This window comes from Nocardia sp. NBC_00508 (assembly GCF_036346875.1).
In the GTDB taxonomy this organism is placed as follows: domain Bacteria; phylum Actinomycetota; class Actinomycetes; order Mycobacteriales; family Mycobacteriaceae; genus Nocardia.
Genome location: NZ_CP107852.1, coordinates 107,878 through 124,007 on the forward strand (window position 1 = coordinate 107,878; position 16,130 = coordinate 124,007).

12 protein-coding genes are annotated in these 16,130 nt (G+C 66.5%); 1 reads left to right on the top strand and 11 read right to left on the bottom strand.

Annotation, left to right across the window (positions count from 1 at the left end):
• Window positions 1–51 precede the first annotated feature (51 nt).
• From pcaC to OHA40_RS00440, 10 genes are all read right to left on the bottom strand, one after another.
• Complete coding sequence (gene pcaC / locus OHA40_RS00395) at window positions 52–429, bottom strand: 4-carboxymuconolactone decarboxylase (RefSeq protein ID WP_330231068.1); 378 nt, start codon at window positions 427–429, stop codon at window positions 52–54.
• Window positions 426–2,612 carry a 3-carboxy-cis,cis-muconate cycloisomerase gene (pcaB, locus tag OHA40_RS00400; RefSeq protein WP_330234482.1) on the bottom strand — a complete coding sequence of 729 codons (2,187 nt, stop codon included), beginning with the start codon at window positions 2,610–2,612 and terminating at the stop codon, window positions 426–428. Before pcaB ends, pcaC begins: the two co-directional genes overlap by 4 nt.
• Window positions 2,551–3,108 (bottom strand): protocatechuate 3,4-dioxygenase subunit alpha, encoded by a 558-nt coding sequence (pcaG, locus tag OHA40_RS00405; protein ID WP_330231069.1) that lies wholly within the window; start codon window positions 3,106–3,108, stop codon window positions 2,551–2,553. Before pcaG ends, pcaB begins: the two co-directional genes overlap by 62 nt.
• Complete coding sequence (pcaH, locus tag OHA40_RS00410; protein WP_330231070.1) at window positions 3,098–3,826, bottom strand: protocatechuate 3,4-dioxygenase subunit beta; 729 nt, start codon at window positions 3,824–3,826, stop codon at window positions 3,098–3,100. Before pcaH ends, pcaG begins: the two co-directional genes overlap by 11 nt.
• 4 nt (window positions 3,827–3,830) lie before the next feature.
• Window positions 3,831–5,006: a thiolase family protein gene (locus OHA40_RS00415; protein ID WP_330231071.1), complete on the bottom strand. Its 1,176-nt coding sequence runs from the start codon at window positions 5,004–5,006 to the stop codon at window positions 3,831–3,833.
• Between the two features lie 110 nt (window positions 5,007–5,116).
• The gene (locus OHA40_RS00420) at window positions 5,117–5,872 is read right to left on the bottom strand and encodes a CoA-transferase subunit beta (protein WP_330231072.1); all 756 of its coding nucleotides are present in this window, start codon (window positions 5,870–5,872) and stop codon (window positions 5,117–5,119) included.
• A 38-nt stretch (window positions 5,873–5,910) separates the two neighbouring features.
• Complete coding sequence (locus OHA40_RS00425; RefSeq protein ID WP_330231073.1) at window positions 5,911–6,753, bottom strand: CoA transferase subunit A; 843 nt, start codon at window positions 6,751–6,753, stop codon at window positions 5,911–5,913.
• 105 nt (window positions 6,754–6,858) lie between these two features.
• Window positions 6,859–7,962, bottom strand: a complete 1,104-nt coding sequence (locus OHA40_RS00430) for an NAD(P)-dependent alcohol dehydrogenase (RefSeq protein WP_442943881.1) — start codon at window positions 7,960–7,962, stop codon at window positions 6,859–6,861.
• Between the two features lie 18 nt (window positions 7,963–7,980).
• The gene (locus tag OHA40_RS00435; protein ID WP_442943882.1) at window positions 7,981–9,456 is read right to left on the bottom strand and encodes a benzaldehyde dehydrogenase; all 1,476 of its coding nucleotides are present in this window, start codon (window positions 9,454–9,456) and stop codon (window positions 7,981–7,983) included.
• A complete protein-coding gene (locus OHA40_RS00440; protein ID WP_330231075.1) occupies window positions 9,453–10,289 on the bottom strand; it encodes a glucose 1-dehydrogenase in 837 nt (278 codons plus the stop codon). The genes OHA40_RS00435 and OHA40_RS00440 overlap by 4 nt, the downstream gene beginning before the upstream one ends.
• 79 nt (window positions 10,290–10,368) lie before the next feature.
• On the opposite strand from OHA40_RS00440, the gene OHA40_RS00445 reads away from it, so the two are divergent.
• Window positions 10,369–11,322 carry a LysR family transcriptional regulator gene (locus OHA40_RS00445; RefSeq protein ID WP_330231076.1) on the top strand — a complete coding sequence of 318 codons (954 nt, stop codon included), beginning with the start codon at window positions 10,369–10,371 and terminating at the stop codon, window positions 11,320–11,322.
• Between the two features lie 1,209 nt (window positions 11,323–12,531).
• On the opposite strand, the gene OHA40_RS00450 is transcribed toward OHA40_RS00445, so the two are convergent.
• Entirely contained in the window at window positions 12,532–15,831 is a 3,300-nt protein-coding gene (locus OHA40_RS00450; protein ID WP_330231077.1) for a protein kinase domain-containing protein, read from the bottom strand.
• Window positions 15,832–16,130 lie beyond the last annotated feature (299 nt).

Below are 16,130 nucleotides of genomic sequence, written 5' to 3' on the forward strand. Positions count from 1 at the left end.
GTGATGGTGCGTGATGCCACGATTCCTCCTTCGGCGATAGGGGGTGTAGGTCTACCGCGGTTTCGCCTCGCCGAGCACATGTTCGGCGACGGCGAATGCGGTATTGGCTCGGGGTATGCCGGCGTAGGCGGCGGTGTGCAGCAGAACTTCGGCGATTTCCGCGTCGCTCAGGCCGTTGCGCAGGGCGGCGCGGGTGTGCATGGCCAGTTCCTCGTGGCAGCCGAGGACGGTGAGCAGCGCGAGGGTGATCGCGCTGCGGGTTCGTCGGTCCAGGCCGTCGCGGGTCCAGATGGCGCCCCAGGCGGCCTGAGTGATGTAGTCCTGGAACGGCCTGGTGAAGTCGGTGGTCCCCGCGACGGCTCGGTCGACGTGGTCGTCGCCCAAGACCTCGCGGCGCACCGTAATCGCGGCATCGTGGTCGTAGCTCACGACGTACCCTTCAGGTGATCGATGATGGACCGGGTGAAAGGCTCCGGCCGCTCATAAGGGCCCAGATGTGCGGCGCCCGCGATGGTTTCGAAGCGGGCGCCGGGAATCCGGTCGGCAATCAGCCGCCCGTGCTCGGGCGGGAACGCAGGATCCTGGGCGGTGGACAGAACCAAGGTCGGAGCGGTAATGCGCGGCAGCTCGGCAGTGAGATCGACCTGGGCGATGGCCGCGCAGCAGCCGGCGTATCCGTGGGCAGGGGTGTCGGCGGTCAATTGCCGCATGCGGCGGGTGGTTTCGGGGTGGGAGGCCCGCCAGTCAGGGGTGAACCAGCGGGCGACGCTGGCGTCGGCGATGCGTCTCATGCCCTCCGCGCGCGCCTCGGCCGCCCGTTCCCGCCACATCCGTTGGTTACCGGGCCGAGCGGAGGCGCAGCAGATCACGAGGCCGCGGACGCGATCCGGGGTGTGGCCGGCCAGCCATAGCGCGGTCATTGCCCCGAGGGAGACGCCGACGAAGTGGGCGGCCCGGATCCCGAGCTGGTCCAGCAGTGCGAGCAGGTCGGTGCCTAAGTCTCTGATGCCGTAGGGCCCCGCCGGGACGGGTGATTCGCCGTGGCCGCGGGCGTCGTAACAGATCACGCGGAAACCACTGTCGATCAACGGTTTCAGACACGGCTGCCAGATTTCGAGAGTGCTGCCGATGGCGTTGACGAGCACCACCGGCACACCGTCGGGATCGCCGTGGCCGAGGCTGTGGACGGCCACGGCGCCCCTGGTCCGAGCGGGTCTGCCGCGATCGGCGACCAGCTCGTCGTGCCCCGCCAGCGCGCGGTCGACGAAAACCGGTGCACTTCCGATGTATCCAGAGGTTTCCAGCAGCGCGATGAGTCGATGCTCGTCGATATGATCACCGATCACCGGGTGCGCCGCGAGAAGTTCCGTGAACGACTCCCCCGCTGCCGCGCGCTGCGCGCACTCGGTCACCGCGCAGTGGGCCGCAAGCCGTCCCACGACGGGCGTCAGTTCGGTGGTGACGCGTTCGGCCAGGAGCACGCCGCCGGTCAGTCCGAGGTTGTGCCGCATCCGTCCGGGATGTATCCGTAAGCGCGACAGACTGGTTCGCAGCCAGTGCACGGCCGAGCCGGTGCTGCGCAGCAGTTCGGTGAACGGGTGCCATTCCGCGTGCCAGCCCCCGGCGGCGCGTTGATGTTCGTGGTCGACGGTCGCGAGCAGAGTGGCCACCAGACCGGGCGCCTGGGCTGCCGCAGCGCATGCGGCAACGGCCGCGATCGGGTTGCGCTTGTGCGGCAACGTCGACGAGCCGCCGACGTCTGCGGCGATCTCGCCGACTTCGCCGACTTCGGTCTGCGCCAGCAGCGTGATGTCACGGCCGATCTTCGCGACCGCTCCGGCCAGGGTGCCCAGCGCACCCGCCAGCTCACCGATCCGGCTGCGTTCGGTATGCCATGGCAGTTCCGGTACGACCAAGTCGAGCTGCCCTGCATAGGCCGCCAGCACCTGCGGCCCTGCCTCGCCCAGGGAGGCGAGCGTACCGACGGCGCCGCCGAGCTGAGCGGCGAGCCGCCGGTCCCGGATGCGCTCGAGGCGTTCGGCGGCGGCGTCCAGAGCCGACAGCCAGCATGCGGCGGTCAGGCCGAAGGTGATCGGAAGAGCCTGCTGCAGCAGGCTTCTCCCGACCTGTGGGGTGCACGCGTGCTGTTCGGCCAGCGCCGCCAGGGCATCCGTGCAGGCCCACAGGTCGACCAGCAGTGCATCCAGCGCCCTGCGCGCGATCAGCATCGCGGCCGTATCGACGATGTCCTGGCTGGTCGCGCCCCGATGCACGGAGCCAGCCGCCGCGCCGTCAACTCGGGCGGTGAGCGCACGTACCAGCGGCGCGACCGGATTGCCGATTCCAGTTGCCGCGCTGCCGATCTCGCGGAGATCGTACAAGTCGGCCCGGCACGCCGCGGCAATGGCGTCGGCATGGCCGGGCAGGATGACGCCCGTCTCGGCTTGCGCCCGAGCCAGCGCCGCCTCGGCGTCGAGCATCGCCTGCAGCCATGCGGTATCGCCGGTGGCCGCCGCGACGGGCCCGGCGGCTTGGATCGGATCGAACAGCTCAGACATCGAAGAACACCGTTTCGTGATCACCCTGCAGATGGATGTCGAACCGGTATCCATCGGGTGATGTCGCCGCAACCAGGCTCGAACGTCGGTGCGCTGGAATCGATTTAAATACCGGATCGGTGGCGTGCGCATCGGCGTGCTCGGGAAAGTAGATCCGGGTGACGGTGCGGTGCAGCAGACCGCGCGCGAACACCGACACGTCGATGTGGGGTGCCTGCGGGCGACGATCCGCACCGGGCACTGCACCCGGCAGCACCGTGTGGATGGCGTATTCGCCGAGCCGAGTGTCGCTGCGGCCGAAACCACGCCACCCGGGTACCCTCCCCCGCGGGTCATCGGGGTGGTCGAAGCGTCCGTTCGAATCGGCCTGCCACGTCTCGACCAGAGCGTCCGGAATCCGATCGCCGGCACCGTCGTACACTTCGCCACGGATCCAGAACGCGCCGGGGGTGCCGGACGGCACCACGTAAGGCCCGTCATCCCAATGCAATCCGATGTGCAGGTAGGGGCCGACGGTCTGTGACGGCGTGATCAGGGTGTCAGTCATCATGTGGATCCTCGACGGGGGTGGCATCGCGGCCACGCAGCACGATGTCGAACTCGAACGCCAGCGCCCAGTTCGGCGTGGTGTGTTCCAAACTGAATCTCGAAATCAGCCGGGGCCGCGCGTGTTTCGGAATCGAGTTGAAGACGGGGTCCTGGCGGAAAAGCGGGTCGTCGGGGAAGTACATCTGGGTGACCAGGCGCTGGGTGAACGCTCGTCCGAAAACCGAGAAGTGGATGTGCGCTGGCCGCCAGGCGTTATGATGGTTGCCCCACGGGTAGGCGCCGGGCTTGACGGTGACGAATTCGTAGCGGCCCTGCTTGTCGGTGAGCGTGCGTCCGACACCGTCGAAGTTCGGGTCGAGGGGAGCGTCCCAGCGATCACCGATGTGGCGGTAGCGGCCAGCGGCGTTGGCCTGCCAGATCTCGATGAGCGAGTCCGGGATCGGGCGGCCGTCACCGTCGAGCAGGCAGCCGAAGACGATGATCTTCTGGCCGATCGGGTCGCCGCGGTGCTGGAAGGTCAGATCGTGATCGCCGGGGCCGACCCGGTCATGGCCGAGCACAGGCCCAGTGATCTCGGTCAGGGTGTGCGCCAGCAGCCGCGGCGGCTGCTTCGGGTGCCGCAGTGCGGTCGACTTGTAGTCGGGAAAGTCCAGCGGGGGGTGGGTGTTGGGTGAATCGTTGCGGTAGCCGGGCGGAAACAGTTCCGAGGTGGCAGTCATGATGTCAGGCCTCCAAGACCACGGCGAGGCCTTGGCCGACGCCGATGCAGAGCGCGGCGAGTCCCCAGCCACCGCCGCGGCGGTGGAGTTCACGGGCGACGGTCGCGATGAGACGACCGCCGGAGGCGGCCAGCGGGTGTCCGATGGCGATGGCGCCACCGTGGATATTGACGATCTCGGGATCGAGTTCCGGCCACTCGGCCAGACAAGCCAGCGATTGCGCGGCGTACGCCTCGTTCAACTCCACCACCGACAGGTCGGACCAGCCGATTCCCGCTCGCCGCAGCGCGATTTCGGCGGCCTTGACCGGTCCGATGCCGAACATGTCCGGATCTACGCCCGCGTCGCCGCGCCCGGCGATGCGCGCCAACGGCGTCCGGCCGTGCCGGTCGGCGCCTGCGGAGTCGGCCAGTAGCACTGCCGACGCACCGTCATTGAGTGGTGAGGCGTTGCCGGCGGTGATCGTGCCGTCACCCCGGAACGAGGGTTTCAGCCTTGCCAGCCTCTCCAACGAGGTGTCCTTTCGAACCGCCTCGTCAGCAACGAGGTCGGTACCGGGTACCGGCGCGACGTGGTCGTCGTAGAAGCCGTCGGCCCACGCCTTGGCGGCGAGTTGATGGCTGCGCAGCGCGAATTCGTCCTGCCGATCGCGGCCGATGCCGTAGCGGTCGGCGAGCAGTTCGGTGGCCTCCCCCAGCGTGACCGTCCACTGTTTCGGCATCGACGGATTCACCAGCCGCCAGCCCAGCGTCGTCGAGTGCAGGGTCTCGTGCCGGCCGGGAAATCCACTGGCGGGTTTGGCCAGCACCCACGGCGCGCGACTCATCGATTCCACGCCCCCGGCCACGATCACCGAGGCGTCGCCTGAGGCGATCGTACGGGACGCCTGCATGACCGCGTCGAGACCGGATCCGCACAGCCGATTGACAGTGCTGCCAGGCACGCTGGTCGGCCACCCCGCCAGCAACACGGCCATTCTCGCCACATTTCGGTTGTCCTCCCCGGCCTGGTTGGCCGCGCCGAGGATCACCTCGTCGACATCGCCGGGATCGAGTTCGTTGCGCTGCCGCAAGGTTCGCAAGACGTGACAGGCGAGGTCGTCCGGCCGCACACTGGCGAGCGCACCGCCGTAACGTCCGAACGGGGTCCGCACGCCATCCAGGACGAACACCTCGTTCATCCGCCCCCCATATGTCCTGCGGGAGTTCCCGCACCCCAATGGGCGGACGGGCGCTGCGCGATTGTGACTCGTCCGGCATCCTTCGGCAGGCGGATGGTCGTGACGGGCGCTCATGATGCTGCCCACAGGACACGCAGCTCGGCGAGTTCGTCGTCGGTCGGTTCCTGTGTGACCTCCGGCGTGGCGGCTGTTTTCAGCGCCCAGCCGGTGGCGGCGGCGACCTGGTCTACCGTGACGCCCGGGTGCAGGGCGGTGAGGGTGAGTTCGCGGCTGTCCGGATCGGGTCGGAAGACGCCCAGGTCGGTGATGACGAGAGTGGGCCCGGCACCACGCAGCCCGAGGCGCTCACGGTCGCCGGGGCCGCGGCCGTGGCCGAAGCTGGTGACGAATTCGACCTGTTCGACGAAGCTGCGGGTGCTTTGCCGTGTCACGACGAACACCTCGCCGCAGGAGGCCGCCATCTCGGGCGCTCCGCCCGCGCCGGGCAGCCGTGCTCTCGGGTCGCGGTAGTCGCCGATGACGGTGGTGTTGATGTTGCCGAAGCGGTCCAGCTGGGCCGCACCGAGAAATCCGATGTTGATGCGCCCGGGTTGCAGCCAGTAGTTGAACACCTCCGGCACACTGATCACCGCGTCGGCGGTCTCTGCCAGGATGCCGTCCCCGATGGAGGCGGGCAGCCGGTCCGGCTTGGACCCCAAGGTTCCGGACTCGTAGATCAGCACCAAGTCGGGAGCATGCGTGCGGCGCGCTAGATTCGCTGCCGTGGATGGCAATCCGATGCCGACGAACACCCGCTTGCCCCCGCCCAGGGCACGGGCTGCGGCGACACACATCATTTCGTCGGCGGTGTAGCGTTCGGAAGTCATTCAGGCCCTGCCTTTCCGGAGGGCGGACGAGCGCACGCTCATGCCGTGCCCCCTGCCGGTACGGGGTGGTCGTCACTGGTGGTGAACACGCTGTCGCGCAACCATTCCCGGAACTTGTCGCGGTTTCGCCCGATGGGGTCCCAGGCGGTATAGGCGGCGTTGTCGCGTTCGGAGTAGCCCTGTGCGTAGGACGGGTGCACGCCGCCGGGCACTGGGGCGACGGCGGTGATGGTCCAGTGCGGCAGGACGATGGCACCCGGTACGGGGGTGAGTTCGTCCACGATCTCCTCGACGGTGACCAGGCTGGCCTTGGCCGCCAGGACTGCTTCCTTCTGTACGCCGAGCAGGCCCCACAGCTGCACGTTGCCCCGACGGTCTGCGCGCTGAGCGTGGATGATCGTCACGTCCGGGTTCAGCGCGGACACCGCGGCAAGTCGCTGCCCGGTGAACGGGCAGTCGATGAATCTGATCGTCTCGGTCACCCGCGGCAGATCGGTTCCCACGTAGCCGCGCAGAATCGCGAACGGAAGGCCGGAGGCCCCGGCAACGTAGCGGTTCGCCATGCCCGCGTGCGAGTGCTCCTCGAGCTCCAGCGGCACCGGCCAGGATTTCTGCACCGCATCGCGGAACCGGTGCAGTGACCCGACACCCGGGTTTCCGCCCCAGGAGAAGATGAGCTTGCGGGCGCAGCCCGCCCCGATCATCTGGTCGTACACCAGATCAGGGGTCATCCGCACCAGCGTCAGATCCGCACGACCCTGCCGGATGATCTCGCGCCCGGCGGCCATTGGAATCAGGTGAGTGAATCCTTCCAAGGCCACTGTGGCGCCGTCGAATACCAGGCGGCGCACGCCCTGTGAGAGGCTCAGGATTTCAGCCACGCGCCACTCCTTCGCGCATGAAAGCTCCTCGTCGAATCCAAATTTGTTGCACCGAAATCTCGCATGTGTCCGACTGTGCATTTCGGATCACCGGAAGGCATGCGCTCATGCGGGCATTCGCAGTACTGGCTTCAGCACTGCTCCGGACAGCGAGGCTTCCAGTGCCTGATTGATCTGCTCCAGTGGGAACTCCTGAACGAGTTCGTCGAACGGGAAGCGACCTTGTGCGTGGAGCTCCAGCAGTCCGCCGATAAGTGCCTCGCTGGTATTTTCGCCGCCCAGCAGTCCGACGATGCGCTTGCCCCACAACGTGCTCATGTGGTCGGCCTCAAAAGTCGCACCCGCTGGCGCCCCGCCGATCAGGCACGCCGTGCCGAGCATTCCGACCGAGTCGATAGCCTGCCGCACGACCGCTATCTTTCCGGTGCATTCCAGTGCGAAATCCGCCAGTCGGCTCCCGCAGATGTCCTTCACCGCAACAACAGGATCGTGCGCGCGGGCATCAACAGTGTGGGTGGCGCCGAATCGCCGGGCCAATGCCAGCCTGCTCTCATGCAGATCGACAGCGATGATGGTCGAGGCACCAGTATTGCGGGCGGCCATGATCGCGGCCAGCCCGACCGTTCCAGCGCCGTAGACGACCATGGAGGCCCCCAGGTCCGGCTGCAGGGCGTTGAACACTGCACCAGCTCCTGTGGCAACCCCGCAGGCCAACGGGCCGAGCAGCTCGACCGCGCCGCTTGGTGGTGCTTTGACCAGGCTGGTCTCCGCGCAGATCGCATAAGTGGCGAAGGAAGACTGGCCGAAGAAGTGGCTGTGTATCGGCTTTCCATCTCGACTGAGCGCAGTCGAGCCGTCCGGCCGGCCGCCGCCGGCCAGCAATTGGGCGAGGTGCTCGCAGTAGCGAGGTCGACCACCCCGACAGCGAGTGCACCGCCCGCACCAGGGCCAGCCGATGATCACCGGATCCCCCGGCAGGACAGAGGTGACGCCGGGGCCGACCCGCTCGACGATGCCTGCGCCCTCGTGTCCCAACACGCCGGGCGTCGGAAACGGCAGGTCCGCTTGCTGCGCAAGGCCATCAGTGTGGCAGATGCCGGTGGCGACGATCCGCACCAGCACCTCCCCCGCGCGGGGTTCGCCGATGTCCAGCTCGGTGAGAGTGAAGGGCTTGCCGTATTCCTCTAGCACGGCGGCCGTGATTCGCATATCCAGCTCCTGCGGATGTCAGTATGGGTAGGTGGGCGGACTTGACCGCAGGGTCGTCCACCGAGTTTCTGTGAAGGCCTCGATGTTTGCCCGGTGTCCGCCGTGCCGCGTACCGGTTCCCGAATCACCTATGCCGCCGAACGGCACAACCGCCTCATCGTTGACGGTCTGGTCGTTGATATGTACCAATCCCGTGGGGATCCGGTCTGCGATCTCCAGCCCGCGCATGACGTCCCGGGTCACAATTCCCAGTGCCAGCCCGTACTCGCCGGCCCGCGCTATCGCCACTGCTTCATCCACGGTGGAGTAACTCAGCACCGGCGCGACAGGGCCGAAGATCTCAGAGGTCGCCGCCGGAGAGTCCGGTGGCACGTCAGCAAGTACGGTCGGCCGGTAGAAAAGTCCGTCGTGGACTCCGCCGGTGACCAAAGTGGCACCCGCCGCGACCGTGTCGGATACGAACCGATGCACAGCGTCGCGCTGGCGAGCGTCGATGAGCGGTCCGAGGTCGACCGGATCCGTAGCCGGGTCGCCCACGCGCAGCTTCTCCGCCTTGGCGGCCAGCAGCGCAGTGTACTGGGCACTGATCGACCGGTGCACCAGATGTCGGCCGGCCGCCATGCAAATCTGGCCGGCGTGAAACCAGGAACCGAACGCGCCAGCAGTCGCCGCGGCCTCGACGTCGGCGTCCTCGAGCACGATGAAGGCCGAATTCCCGCCCAGTTCCAGGTGCGTACGCTTGAGCTTGCGCGCCGCGGCAGTGGCCACAGCACGCCCGGCCCGCGTTGATCCGGTGAATGCGATCACCGGCACGTCCGGATCCTCGACCAGCGCGATGCCGGTGTCAGCGTCGCCCGGCAGCACGCTCAAGACGCCGGGCGGCAGTCCTGCAGCGGCGAAGATCATGCCGAGCACAACGCCACCGGACACCGCTGTTCGCGGATCGGGTTTGAGAATCACCGCGTTGCCCAGTGCCAGCGCGGGTGCAACGGCACGGATGGCCAGCGTTATCGGGAAGTTGTACGGCGCGATAACGCCGACAACCCCCACCGGCATCCGCTGAGCGAAGCTCAGCCGAGGCTGCTGGCTTGGCAGAACCTCGCCGTTGGGAACGGCTGCCACGGCGGATGCCTCATAACATTCCTGCGCTGCCTGTGCGATCTCGAGCTCGGCCTTGGCCGGTACCGAACCGGCCTCCCGAACGAGCCACCGCGCTATTTCAGCCGAATGCCGCTGCCATAGGTCGCCCGCCCGGCGGAGAACCGCAGCTCGTTCGACATAAGGGGCGGCTGCCCAGTCCCGCTGCGCGCCCGCGGCCGTCTGCGCCGCGATCCGAACGTCCTCGGCTGTTGCCTGTCCCACGCTACCCAGCGTCGAACCGGTGGCAGGCTCGATGACCCTGGCCGTTCCGCCATGCGCGGGCACCCAGTCGCCGAGGAGAACCCGGCCTTCCCACGGCGACTCCGAGAGCAGCGCCGTCGACATCGCGGTCATGCGGCGGGGATGGGGGCGCCCGCGGTGTAGCCGCCGTCTACGGCGAGCTCGGCACCGGTGATCAACGAGGCCTCGTCGCTGAGCAGGTAGAGCGCCGCGGTCGCGACTTCCTCCGCCTGGCCGAGCCGCCCCATGGGAACGAGCTTCAGCAGCAGTTCGAGCTCGTCGGCGGGCACACCTTCTTGGATGAGCGGAGTGTCGATCATCGTCGGGTGGATGGAGTTGATCCGAATGTTCTCGCGGGCGTACTGCAATGCCGCGGTTTTTGTCATCAGTCGGACCGCTCCCTTCGTGCCCTGATAGGCCGTCGCCAACCCGCTGCCGACAATGCCGTAGATCGACGAGAAGTTGACGATCGCGCCGCCACCAGATCGCCGCATAGCGGGTACGACGGCCTTCATGCCCAACAGAACGCCCAGTTGGTTCACCGCGACAATCCGGTCGAATAGTTCCCGCGTCGTTTCCTCGAGGCCTTCCCCCCTGAAGATTCCAGCGTTGTTGCTGAGCGAGGTGACCGAACCGAATCGCCTTTCGGCCTCGTCCACCGCAGTAGCCCACGTGTTTTCATCGGTGACATCACCGCGGAAGTAGGCAACCGGATGACCGGCGTCCTGCAATGGCTTCGCCACGTCGCGGAGGGCAGCGTCATTTACATCGAACAGAACCTGGGCCGCGCCCTCAGCTGCGAACAGGTTCGCCTGCGCGGCACCGATCCCCTTACCCGCTCCGCTGATGATCACGACCTTGCCGTCGAGCCGACCAACCATCGCTGCATCTCCTTCGTCGTCGAAGCGGCGGAGTCCGGCCATCTGCCGCTGTGATCCGCGCCGCATTCTTGGAGTCTTCTCTGCGCGGTGGCCCAGCGTCCAACGCCTCTTGACACCGCAATTAATGCCCTGGTGTTATGAATGAGTGCACGTCGAGGTACACGAATTCGAGGCCGTCCTTGCACTGGCAGAGGACTTACATTTCACCCGCGCAGCCCAGCGGCTGCGGATGAACCAGGCCGCGTTGAGCCGTAAAATCGACCGTCTCGAACGACGGCTGGGTGCCAGGTTGTTCGAGCGGTCAACCCGCTCGGTCACCCTCACCGCAGCCGGCGAGCAACTCGCCGCCCGCGCGCGCACTGTGCTCGCCGATATCGAAGACGCCATCGCGGCCACCAGGCTGCACGGCAGACACGCCACCGGCGATCTGCATCTCGGGTTCATCGGCCACGTCGGCGCAGAAGTGCGAAATCGCTCGATCGAGCTGTTCTCCAGGCACAACCCCCTCGTCCGGTTGCACCTGCACAGCTACGACCTGCGCGACCTGAGCAGTGGCGTAGTCTCGCGCGCTACCGACCTCGCGTTCGTCTGGCCGCCATTGCCCGCTCCCGGCATCGAACAGGACGTGCTGTACGAGGAGAAGCGAGTCGTTGTGCTGCCCAGTAGACATCCATACGCTGAGCGCGCCGCGATCACGCCAGCGGATATCGACTGCCCGGTGCTGGACATAGTCGGCGCCGATGACAACCCGGTCACCCGGGCGTGGAGCGACTTCTGGCATCTGCAGCCGGACCGCGGTGTACGCCGTCCTGTGGGTGCGATCGTCTCAACGGTTGACGAGTGGTTTCAGGCGGTGATGCGTGGTGTCGGCATCGGGACGGAGGTGGCGTCGGCCGCGGTGTACTACCCGTGGCCTGGTCTGGCCTACGTTCCACTTGATGAGGCACCCAACAGCTCGGTGGCGCTGGCTTGGCGCGCCGATAGCCCGCAGGCGATGATCGACGCGTTCCGCGCTGCCGCGGCCCAGGCCGTCTTGGACGTCCGACAGTCGATCAGCGCCCCGACATCGGCCGCGGCGGTTTACTCCTCATCGGAATAACCCGCGGTGGTCAGCGTCTTCGCTGGACGTTTTTGTGCCGCAGGATATTTCGTCATGGGGGTCGAGTCCGGATGATGTGTTCACCCGTATTGCCGGGTGTTCGGGCGGGCAGAGCCCCGAGGATGGGCGAGGGCGTATCCGACGGGGTTGCTGGCACCGGTGAAGCGCAAGACTCCTGGCAGCTGGCCGAGGCGGTAAGCCCCGACGGATGCCAGCACATTCCGAACCGGGCGCGCTGGAGCGCCGAGATGGTGCGTGATCAGGTCCACTCGTACGTGGTCGACAATCGAGCTTCAGCAACCACTTGGCGTGGCGGGCACGAGGACCGCCGGTGACCGCGACGTCGCCCCGCGGCGTGGTGGGTCTCCCGATGCTCGATCCACGGACGCTGCCGCTCCTCCTTACCCATCGCCAACAACTCACCCAACTTCCCCCACGCCACCTCATCCACCGGCGTATACACCTGCATCCACGCATGCGGCACCGACGGCAACGACATACGGGTTGTCGTTGCCGACTCGCGGCACCGGACCCTGACCCGCAGATTGCGCACCAGGCGGCCGATGCGGCATCCGAAGCGGGCTCGCCGCCCGACCGGGCCAGGCGTGATCAGCGATCTGGTGCCGATCAGCGAACGTCCAGTGGAGGTCGAAACCCCTGCAGCATCGCTACGGTTACGCCGCAGACCTTCACCGCAGCCTCCCCGGACACGGGTTTCACCGGCCCAGGAAGTTCCCGCAGCACTCACGCTGCGGGACGCGCCGCTCCCGACCCACATCCGCCAGTTCGAAGTCGGTAAATCGTTGAGGGACTTTAAGACATCGGTTCCTCGCGTACTCCTCTCGATCCCGCTCGCCGGACCCGCACCATCTGGCAGTACTCACACGCCCCGGCTTTGTCAGGGCTGCTCCCACCCTCCCCGGCACCTCCTGGATCAGCTGCCCTCAGCTCCTACCGGGCCGCTGCGACGACCCGACGGCAAAGGTCTCTCACCTCCACTCAAACCACAGCGCCTCACGGCGCACGAAGGCAGCCCTGAACGCCTTCGATATCACCTTCGAAGGCCGCCTGTCCGCCGGACGGAAATAGGAGAACCGAAACCCCTTGTTACACAGTTAGATTGACAGTCCTCCACCCCACGCGCAACTGTGCTCGAGATAGGGATCAATGTTCTCGGCTCATTCGGGGACTGCGCCGGTCGGATCGAGGTCAAAACCCTTCTTGTTCGGCTTCCTCCACGATCCAGGCCGCGATCTGGGCGCGTGTGGTGAATCCGAGTTTGGTCAGGATGTGTTCGACGTGGCCTTGGGTAGTTCGTTGCGATGTCATCAATTTGGCGGCGATCTGCTTATTGCTGAGTCCTTGGGTGATCAGGTCGGCGACCTGCCGCTCACGCTTGGTCAATGTCGTGGATCTGCGCGCCGTGTCGGTGAGCTGTTCCCGGAGCGCGTACGCGACAGCAGCGGCTGCACTCATCGCCTCGCCTTGCCGGAAGGCCGCGTCGAATCTGCGTGTGCCAAGGGTGCGACGCGTCATTCGCTCACAGTCCTCGTGAAAGCGCGCGATGTTCAGGAAGGTGTTCCTTATGCTCCCCACTCGCAAGAGTCCCTGTGCGGCTCCCAGCAGAACAGCCGCGCGCTCGGCGTCGCCGTGGTCGGCGGCAGTCCAGGCCAGTGCCTCGAGACCGGACGCGGCGACCATCGGGCTGTTCGGCCCTTGGTTGAGTCGGAGTGCTTTCTCGAGCAGCTGTTGGGCGCGGTCCCGTTCGCCTTGCTGCCATGCGGCAACGCCCATGTTGCGCAGCGCAGCCGAACGATAGAGTAGTTCGCCTTGCGCTTCGGTGATGGAAAGTACTCGGCGGTAATGCTCGATCGCCCGAGTTGTGTCGCCGCGCAGTCCGTATGCCCAGCCGAAGAGGGTCAGAGCACTGATGTAGAGATCCCCCGTCATGTTCGAGCTGAGCATATCGACGGCACGTTCGAGGGAGGACAATGCGTTCGCCGCTTCGCCGCCGGCGAGAGCGAGGATGCCGTCGGCGTAGGCGATCTGCGCCTGGATCGCGGGGGTGGAGGAATGTCCGGCGAGCACTCGTCCCTGCTCCAGGAGGCTGGCCGCGGACTGGAAATCCCCCTGCAGCGCGGCCATCTGGCAGCCGACGCATAGCGCCTTGATGCGGCCGGGTACCATCGATTGTGCCCTTCGGTGGGCGAGGACGCGGTCGAGCCAGGATCGACCTTCCCCATACAGGCCACGAAAGCCCCAGAACTCGTACAGTGCTGCAGCTGTGCGCAACCCTGCTTCTGCCGCTTCCTGGGTGTCCTCGGACAGGCAGGATTCGAGTGCTTCGCGCAGGTTGGGTAGCTCCCGTTCGAGGCGGGCGATCCAGTCGAGCTGCCGGTGGCTGATCCACTCGGCTTCCGCATCGAGTGCCAACTGTTGGTAGCAGTCGCGGTGCTGTCGGCGCAGGTCCTGGTATTCGCCGGACTCCTGCAGTTTTTGTCGACCGTAGTCTCGGAGTGTGTCGAGCATCCGGATCCGCACGACGGTGTCGGATTCTTCCCGGATCAGGATGGACTTGTCGACCAGGGCAGACAGCACATCGAGGGTACTGTGCTCGAGCGCGGCGGTTTCCAAGCCGCTGGTGAGGTCGGTGCCGCATACCTGCTCGATGGCGTCGAGTTCGCAGCTGCCGGCGAACACCGACAGCCGGGCCCAGAGTCGCTGTTCGACCGGGGCGCACAACCCGTAGCTCCAGTCGATACACCACCGCAGCGTCTGTTGCCGTGACGGCGCGGTGCGGCTGCCACGGGTAAGGAGTGTGTATCGGTCGGTGAGCCGGGCCAGGATCTGGTCGGGTGACATTGTGCGCATTCGGGCCGCGGCAAGCTCGATCGCCAGCGGCAACCCGTCCAATTGGGCACAGATCCTGGTCACGGCGGACTTGTTGTCCTCATTGAGCTCGAAGCCCCGCACCGCTGCGGCGGCGCGGTCGGCGAACAATGTCACCGCATCGAAACGCGGTAGCCCCAGAAGCGTCGGCTCCCGGTCGGGGTCCGGCACCGTCAGCGGCGTCACCCGCAGCACCGCTTCCCCGGCGACGTTGAGCGGTTCGCGGCTGGTGATGAGGATCCGCAGATCCGGACAGGCTCGCAGCAACGTCTCGTTCAGCTTCGCGATGGCCTCCACCACCTGCTCGCAGTTGTCCAACACGAGCAGAGTTTCTCGCGAGCTCAGAAATTGGACCAGAACCTCGAGCAAGGGATTGGCCGCCGCGTCCCGCACACCAAGGGTGGCCGCCACCATATTGACCAGCAGCGAAGCGTCGGACACCTCGGCCAACTCGACCAACCACACCCCGTCACCGAAATCCCGGCGTGCCCCAGCCGCGGCCCGCAAGGCCAGCCGCGTCTTTCCGACACCCCCGATCCCGGTCAACGTCACCAGCCGCGACGCCGACAGGAGATTCTTCACCTCCGACAACTCGGTACGCCGGCCAACGAAACTGGTCAGCTCGAGCGGCAGGTTGCCACTGCTGTCCCGAGCAACCGCCGCCGCTGGCGTGCGCCGTCCCCGCATCGGTGGCTTCTGGTCCCGGTGCTCGAGAATCGAATCGGCCTGCAACGCCATCTCGCCCACCGAAAACCCGTGACGCTGCTGCACCTGCCGAATGGTCTCCCCCAGCGCTGTCGCCGACGGCCGCTCATAGCGGTCGCGGCTCATCGCCGTTTCCACTACCGCCGACACGTCGTCGGGGATGCCGGTCTCCCGTAGGTCCGGCACCGGCTGGGTGGTGATCCGGACAAACTGTGCCACCATTTTCTCGCCGCTACGGCGCTCGAAGGCGGCGTGCCCGGTCAGCGCACAGAACAAGGTGGCACCGAGTCCGTACACATCCGCGGCCGTCGTCGGCGTGTCCCCTTCGAGGACCTCCGGTGCGGTGAACGCCGGCGACCCGGTCACGATGCCCGAAATCGTCTGAAACCCGCCCGCGATGTGGGCGATACCGAAGTCGGTCAATGCCGGCTCGCCGTACTCGGTAAGCAGAATATTCCCCGGTTTCACATCCCTATGCACGATATCGAGGCGATGCGCGCTGGCGAGGGCACCGGCGATCTTCACCCCGATCGCCAATACCTTCTCCATCGGAAGGGAACCATCCCGGCGGATCCACGCATCCAGGGAATCCAGCGGGTGGTAGGGCATCACCAGATACGGGCGCCCGCTTTCGGTGGCACCCGTCTCCAGCACGGTGACGATGTTCGGATGCCCGGTCAACCGGCCCATCGCCCGGTGCTCCCGAATAAACCGCGCCCGATTGTCTTCGTCCAACTCCGCGGTCAACACCTTCACCGCCACCGTCCGGTCCAACGCAACCTGCCAGCAGCGATACACCACGCCGAAACCACCATGCCCGATCTCAACCGCATCCTCGAAACCAGCCGCAGCCAACTCCGCCGTGACGGGCGTTACCACCTCACGGCGCGTCCGCAGCAGATCATCATCGGTCATTGGCCGGATGCGATCCCATCAGCATGTCTCCGGAGGACACCAGGCAACATGCGCACACCTTTCGCCAAGGCCCAGCGTACCGCCGAAGAACGGCAAAGGGAGGGACCCCAGTTCTTCCATTCGATCACTTCAGCGAGGTCGAGGTTCGGCCGCCGACCCATGTCCGGGCCAGTGCTCGCAGGGCAGCTTATCCGGTGCTCACGGGCGTGTTCTGCCCGGTGCGGATCCGCCATTCATCGTCGCGGAACTCGGCGGTCAGGATGATCAGGCCGTGCATGGGGCAGTCCCGGATTCCGGCC